Origin of the sequence: Massilia sp. UYP32 (genome assembly GCF_050434365.1) — a bacterium.
GTDB classification, from domain to species: domain Bacteria; phylum Pseudomonadota; class Gammaproteobacteria; order Burkholderiales; family Burkholderiaceae_D; genus Telluria; species Telluria timonae.
This window is the reverse complement of record NZ_JBNDIK010000024.1, coordinates 113,013-119,012: the sequence shown is the minus strand read 5'-3', so window position 1 is coordinate 119,012 and position 6,000 is coordinate 113,013. Positions and strand designations below refer to the sequence as shown.

The following is a 6,000-nucleotide window of genomic DNA, read 5'->3' as shown; positions in this document are numbered from 1 at the left end:
AGCGCATCTGATCTACGGCGTCGTTCGAACCGGCAAGCCATTTGACGCCAATTACCTTCACAAAAACCTTGCAATCCAAGACGGTATCTGACCCTCATTGTGCGCGGTGGCCGTCGGATTACGAGGGGGAATTGATAATTGGCAAGGTGAGAAGGTGCGGGTTTGGAAGAATGGGGTTTTCGGGCTGGCGGGCGGGGAGGATGCGCGATGCTGCGTCGACTTGCGGTGGGGCTGGTGTTGGGGCTTGGCGTGCTGCTCGGTGGCTGCGCTTCGCATGGGTCGGTCAGCTTGCAGGAGGTGCGCGAATTCGCGGACGCCTCGGCCAAGCTGGGTGGATATGCGGAATTGTCGCGGCGGTATCGCGATACCTACGAGCGCGAGCAGCCCTATCTGTCGCCGCAGGCCGAACGCATCGCGCGCGAGAACGATGTGCGGCGGCGCGCCGTCTATGACGACTTCGTCGCCATCCAGAAGACGCTGGTCCTGTACATGCAAACGCTCAGCCTGCTCGCGGGCGAAGGGCGCTACGACTTGTCGGAGCGGATCGATGACCTGGGCAATGGGCTGAAGGCGAATGCCGAATCCGGCTTGCAGCAGCGGCATGTGGCGGCGTACACGGGGATGACCCGGTTGCTCACGCGCGTGATCGCCTCGGGTTACCAGAACCGCAGCGTCGAGACCATGGTGCGCGACGGCGATGCGGATGTGCAGGTGCTGCTCGATGCCATGATCTCGCTCACCCGCCTCTATTACAAGACCAACGAGAATGAAAAGAAGACCGTGCTCGGCATCTTCGATGTGGAGCTGCCGTTTTCGAACCGGAATACCGATCGCATGCTCGTCACCTTGGCCAAGGTGCATTACCTGAACAAGTCCACCGAGTACAAGCTGATCGACCGCCGCTATGAACTGGCGCTGCAGGGACTCACCAAGGTGGCGCTCGGCCACCAGAAGATGCGCGAGAACATGAACAGGCTGACGGGCGACGAGACGCGGCGCATGCTCGCCAACTATGCGCGCGACCTGCGCGCGATCCGCGACGGGCTGAACGGGGATTGAGGAGGACGTCATGCAGGATCCATCACACGACAAGACCAGCCCGTCGGCTGCGGGCGCCGCGCAGGACGGCGCGATGCCACCTCAGGCCGCAAGCGCCCAGGCCGCCCCACCCGCCAAGGCCAGGGACGCCGCCGTCAAGACTGCCCCCGGTGCCGGCGGCGGCCTGTCCAGCATGCAGCAGGTGGTCGAACTGGCCGATGGCCTGTCGACCATCGCCGACCGCCTGCACGAACGCATCCTGCGCGAAATCCGCAGCTACGACGACCGCGGCGTTCCCGCCCCGGTGCAGGACGCCATGCGCCGCTTATTGGACGATGAAATGGTGCTGCGCCAGCGCGCCAACACCTTGTATGCCGACGCCGCCGCCTTCGTCATCCAGGGCCTGGACCAGCCCCAAAGCCGGCTCAATGCCCTCACCGCCGCGGCCGCCGAAAAGATCCGGCGCATCGGCGTGATCGGCGAAGTCACCGGCCTCGTCGGCGGCCTGCTGTCGCTGGCCGGCGCCGTCGCCGCCGGCCAGCCGACGCCGATCGTGCTGGCCCTCGAGAAAATCCAGCTGCACAGCACCACCCTCGATGCGCTCACGCCGCCGACGGCCGCGGCCTGATCCGCGGCAGCCGGCCAAGGTGGCCGCCACGAGCGGCCACCCTGACTTCAATACATATGCTGCCCGCCATTGATGGCAATATTGGCGCCGGTCAGATACCCCGCCAGGTCCGACGCCAGATAGGCCACCAGCCCCGCCACTTCCGCCGGCTTGCCGAGCCTGCCGACGGGAATCTGCGGCAGGATGCGCTCGCGCAGCACATCCTGCGGCACTTTCTCGACCATGGCGGTGTCCAGGTAGCCGGGCGAGACCGTGTTGACCGTGATGCCGTGGCGCGCCATTTCCAGCGCCAGTGACTTGGTGAAGCCATGCATGCCAGCCTTGGCCGCGGCGTAATTGGCCTGGCCGAAAGCACCTTGCTGGCCATTGACCGAAGAGATATTGATGATGCGCCCCCAGCGCTGCGCGATCATCGCCTCGAGCACCGGCCGGGTCATATTGAACACGCTGTCGAGATTGGTGCCCATCACCGTATGCCAGTCTTCCTGGCTCATCTTGCGCATGCTGCGGTCGCGCGTGATACCGGCGTTGTTCACCAGGACGTCGATGCGGCCGAGGTCGCCCAGCACCCGGTGCACGACGTTCTCGCAGGCATTGCCGTTGGAGACATCGAGCTCATAGGCCCGCACCTTGACGCCGTCCGCTTCCTGGCCAGCCAGCCAGGCGTCGCGGCGCGCGTTCTGCGGCGAATGGGTCGCCGCCACCAGGAAGCCTTCCGCATGCAGGCGCCGGCACAGCGCCGTGCCCAGCCCGCCCATCGCCCCCGTCACCAGGGCTACCCGCGTGTCATGTACTACCGTGTCTCCTGCCATGTCGTCCTCCTCTTCTCGTTGGCGCCGATGGCGCGACTGCGAGCATCCGAGTGTAGGGATATGACAACAGTAGGTTGTTGATTAGGATCAAGTGTGAATGGGGCAAAGCCCCTGCGCAACGACCAGCACGGCAAACGCCGTGCGCCGCTCCGCAAAGGTTCAGGCGATGACGTCGGGCCTGCTGCTGGGATCGAAATCGGCCCAATCGCCGCCGACGATATTGCCCTGGGCGCGCTCAATGTGGTGGGCGCCCAGCTGGCGCAGCAAGTCGACGGCGCGTGCCTGCAGCGTGGCATCGTCGAAGGCGACCGCCACCAGCATGCCCGCCGGACGCGGCGGCACGGCGTTCTCGCCGCCCTCTTCGGGTTCGCCCCGCTCTTTCATCTTGCTGAAGCTGAACAGCGAGCCGACGTGGCCGCCCACCAGCCCGCCGACGACCGGACCCAGCGGCCCGGTGACGGGTGAGGTGGCGGCGCCCACGGCCACACCGACGGCGCCGCCGGTGGCCACGCCCTTTACCACGCCCTCGGGCGCTTCCTTGGCGCCGGGCGACTGGATGTGGTCGCCGCCGATCGGCGTCATATCGTGCTGGCCAGGCTGGCTCAGGTAGAACCCGCTGATGCGGTCGGCATCGAATCCGGCGTCGACCAGGGCGTCGCGCGCACGGTCGACCTCGTCCTGAAGCTGGAAACGTCCTGCGATGATGGTGGACATCGGCGACTCCTCCCCATTAACGTGGCAAATAAGTGGCAAACAAGTGGCAAATACGGTAGCTCGAGCGTACGCGGCCCGCGCCCGCCGATCTGTACGCGATCGCACGCTGCTCATTGCCACCGACACAGCACTCCCGCAGCCACGGCTAGCGCCACTGCCCATAGACCACCCCATAGCTCGGCGGTTCCAGCGCCGGCGGCGGCGGAGCGCCCTGCCATTGACGTGGATCGATCCGGTAATACTTGAGGAATTCCTGGTACAGGGCCGGATGCTGCGCCGCCAGCTGGTGCGGCTGCTCGAAGAAGCTCTCGGTGGCCACGGCGAAGAACTCGGCCGGATTGGTCGCGCCATAATGGTCGAGCACGCCCTGCGTGCCCCACATCGCCTCCTGGCGCAGGTTGGCATAGTCGCGCGACAGCACTTCGGACCAGCTGCGGTAGCGCTCGCTGCTACCCAGGTAGGGAGCGCCATTCGTATTGCCCGACTCGCTGTCGAGCTGGTGGGCGAATTCGTGCAGCACGACGTTGTGGCCGGCCGATTCGGCATGGCCGGCGCGCCGCACATGGTCCCAGGACAGGATCACGCGGCCATCGCCCCAGGATTCGCCCAGCAAGTCCTGGCGCTCCTCGGTCACCACGCCGGACACGTCGACCTGCTTGCGCGGTACCAGGAAGGCGCCGGGATAGACCAGGATCAGGTCCAGCGTGGGATAGATGTCGGGCTTGCCCGTATCGCCGACCCGCCCCAGCAACAGCAGGCAGGCCTGGCCCGCGATCGTCACCCGCATCTCGTCGGTGACGTCCAGGCCGGCGCAGCCGACGAATTTCTTCTCGTAGAGAAATTGCTGGACCATGCGCTGCAGGCGCCGGCGCTGCCCCTCGTCCATCGCCCCATACTGGGCGAGATTACGCGCCAGGATGGCCGCATGCGAGGCCGGCAAGGGCCGCGCCAGCGCCTGCCGCAGGCGCCACTTCGGCCACAGCCACGCGGCCAGCACGGCCAGGCCCAGCGCGCCGGCTGCGATGGCTTCCATGGTCAAGCCTTGCCGGCCAGCCAGGCCTGCACCTCGTCGGCGCCGCCGATCAGCTCGCCGCCGACGAAGACTTGCGGCCAGGTCATGCGGCCGGTGACGCCGCGCAGGACGATGGTGTTGATCTTCTGGTCTTCGGAGATATCGGTGTAGTGGATGTCGTTGTCGCGCAGCGCCTGCTTGGCGCGGGCGCAATGGGGGCAGCCGGGACGCGAGAACATGACGACCGGTTCCGGCACTTCGGCATCCGGCGCCAGATAGGCCAGCATCGTATCGGCGTCCGATACCTCGAACGGGTCGCCGTCACGCTCCGGCTCGATGAAGATTTTGTCGATCACGCCGTCGCGCACCAGCATCGAATAACGCCACGAACGGCGGCCGAAGCCCAGTTCGCGCTTGTCGACCAGCATGCCCATGCCTTCGGTGAAGTCGCCGTTGCCATCCGGGATGACGGTGATGTTGGCCGCGTCCTGGCCAGCCTTCCACTGGTTCATCACGAAGGCATCGTTGACCGAGACGCACAGGATGTCGTCCACGCCATGCGAACGCAGCACCGGCGCCAGTTCGTTATAGCGCGGCAAATGGGTCGAGGAACAGGTTGGCGTGAAGGCGCCCGGCAGGGAAAACACGACGACCGTGCGCCCCTTGAACAGCTCGTCGGAACTGAGGTCACGCCATTGGTCGTCGGGCCTGGCCTTGAAGACCACGTTCGGAACTGCTTTGCCTTCCAGCGATTCGGCACTCGGTAACATCGTCACTCCTATCTGGTTGATCCTGCCGGCTGAGCGGCGGCATGGCAGACAAGTGAGGATTATTGACCGGTTTTCAACACGGGAGTTGCAATAAGTTGGTCACCCGGATCGCCCTGCGCGGCAGCCCGTGTGACAAGTGGACGCAGAAAAAACAAAGCCGCGCATGAAGCGCGGCGAAAATGACGACAGCGATCGTCGAACCGAAGCCGTTGCGGGTCTCTACCGCAGCGGCCCCGGGCGCGCACTCAGGCGCGTTCCTTGGCGGCGGGGGCGTTCTGGCCTGGCGCCGGGCCGAACAGGGCCGCCACCAGCGGGTCGCGGGCGACCGGGCTACGGTTCACGCGGATCGCGTAGTGGGTGTCATCGGCCAGGATGTGGAAATGGCGGCCGCTGCCGGCCATATTCTGTTCGCGCAGGCCTGGACGCTCCTTGCGTGGGGCGGCGCCTTCGCGCTTCGGCTGGCAGATGGCGGCCAGGAAGGCCTTGACGCGCTCCGGATCTGGCGAGATCTGGTACACAGCCTTGCCCAGGTAGGTGGCGGTGCCTTCGATATAGCGCGCCAGTTCGATCACGCCGGCTTCGCGCAGGTCGCGGATGTACTTGCGGGCGCCCGATGGCGAGAATTTGAGGAACCATGCGATCTCGTCGGCCAGCATTTCGTGGTTCGACAACTCGTTGATCAGCTTTTGCATGTTTTCGATACGACGCTGGGTGGCCGAGGTCGAACGCACACGCTCGATCGGGGCCAGCGAAATCGGGGCGCGCTCGGTCGGTTGTGGTGGGACGCGCTCGATCAGCGCCGAATTGCTGGAAGTGTGCACTGCGCCGGTTTCGCCTGGGACCGCGTTGTGCTGAGTCGTTGCATGCATATCGATGAGCTCCAATATAGAGAGTGAGACTGTGTGGTCCGGGTCGCTGTGTGTCGTATGACACCCTGACAACATCTCGGTTCCGCTTAACTGGACTCAAGATTGCCTGCATCAGACACCATGGTCTGTGCGCCATCCAACATTCGACAACATTCCT

At 65.3% G+C, this 6,000-nt stretch carries 7 protein-coding genes; 2 read left to right on the top strand and 5 right to left on the bottom strand.

All coding sequences use genetic code 11. The features are described from left to right. Positions 1 to 207: 207 nt before the first annotated feature. On the top strand, positions 208 to 1,059 hold the full coding sequence (locus ABIB42_RS19170; protein ID WP_005671312.1) for a hypothetical protein: 852 nt from the start codon (positions 208 to 210) through the stop codon (positions 1,057 to 1,059). A gap of 10 nt (positions 1,060 to 1,069) precedes the next feature. After that, a complete protein-coding gene (locus tag ABIB42_RS19165) occupies positions 1,070 to 1,666 on the top strand; it encodes a hypothetical protein (RefSeq protein WP_219863452.1) in 597 nt (198 codons plus the stop codon). A gap of 47 nt (positions 1,667 to 1,713) precedes the next feature. Here ABIB42_RS19165 and phbB read toward each other — a convergent pair whose 3' ends face one another. The 5 genes from phbB to ABIB42_RS19140 form a co-directional block, all read right to left on the bottom strand. Continuing rightward, positions 1,714 to 2,478: an acetoacetyl-CoA reductase gene (gene phbB, locus ABIB42_RS19160; protein WP_429248824.1), complete on the bottom strand. Its 765-nt coding sequence runs from the start codon at positions 2,476 to 2,478 to the stop codon at positions 1,714 to 1,716. Between the two features lie 159 nt (positions 2,479 to 2,637). Continuing rightward, positions 2,638 to 3,192, bottom strand: a complete 555-nt coding sequence (locus ABIB42_RS19155) for a hypothetical protein (protein WP_219863449.1) — start codon at positions 3,190 to 3,192, stop codon at positions 2,638 to 2,640. Between the two features lie 145 nt (positions 3,193 to 3,337). Beyond that, positions 3,338 to 4,225, bottom strand: coding sequence for a zinc-dependent peptidase (locus ABIB42_RS19150; RefSeq protein ID WP_005671318.1), 888 nt, complete (start codon positions 4,223 to 4,225; stop codon positions 3,338 to 3,340). Between the two features lie 2 nt (positions 4,226 to 4,227). After that, a complete protein-coding gene (locus tag ABIB42_RS19145) occupies positions 4,228 to 4,974 on the bottom strand; it encodes a glutathione peroxidase (protein ID WP_005671320.1) in 747 nt (248 codons plus the stop codon). A 245-nt stretch (positions 4,975 to 5,219) separates the two neighbouring features. Continuing rightward, on the bottom strand, positions 5,220 to 5,843 hold the full coding sequence (locus tag ABIB42_RS19140; protein ID WP_005671321.1) for a winged helix-turn-helix domain-containing protein: 624 nt from the start codon (positions 5,841 to 5,843) through the stop codon (positions 5,220 to 5,222). Positions 5,844 to 6,000 lie beyond the last annotated feature (157 nt).

Bases quoted from the DNA above. Each gene is read 5' to 3' on its own strand.
- ABIB42_RS19170 (WP_005671312.1), top strand. From the start codon at position 208: ATGCTGCGTCGACTTGCGGTGGGGCTGGTGTTGGGGCTTGGCGTGCTG.
- ABIB42_RS19165 (WP_219863452.1), top strand. From the start codon at position 1,070: ATGCAGGATCCATCACACGACAAGACCAGCCCGTCGGCTGCGGGCGCC.
- phbB (WP_429248824.1), bottom strand. From the start codon at position 2,478: ATGGCAGGAGACACGGTAGTACATGACACGCGGGTAGCCCTGGTGACG.
- ABIB42_RS19155 (WP_219863449.1), bottom strand. From the start codon at position 3,192: ATGTCCACCATCATCGCAGGACGTTTCCAGCTTCAGGACGAGGTCGAC.
- ABIB42_RS19150 (WP_005671318.1), bottom strand. From the start codon at position 4,225: ATGGAAGCCATCGCAGCCGGCGCGCTGGGCCTGGCCGTGCTGGCCGCG.
- ABIB42_RS19145 (WP_005671320.1), bottom strand. From the start codon at position 4,974: ATGTTACCGAGTGCCGAATCGCTGGAAGGCAAAGCAGTTCCGAACGTG.
- ABIB42_RS19140 (WP_005671321.1), bottom strand. From the start codon at position 5,843: ATGCATGCAACGACTCAGCACAACGCGGTCCCAGGCGAAACCGGCGCA.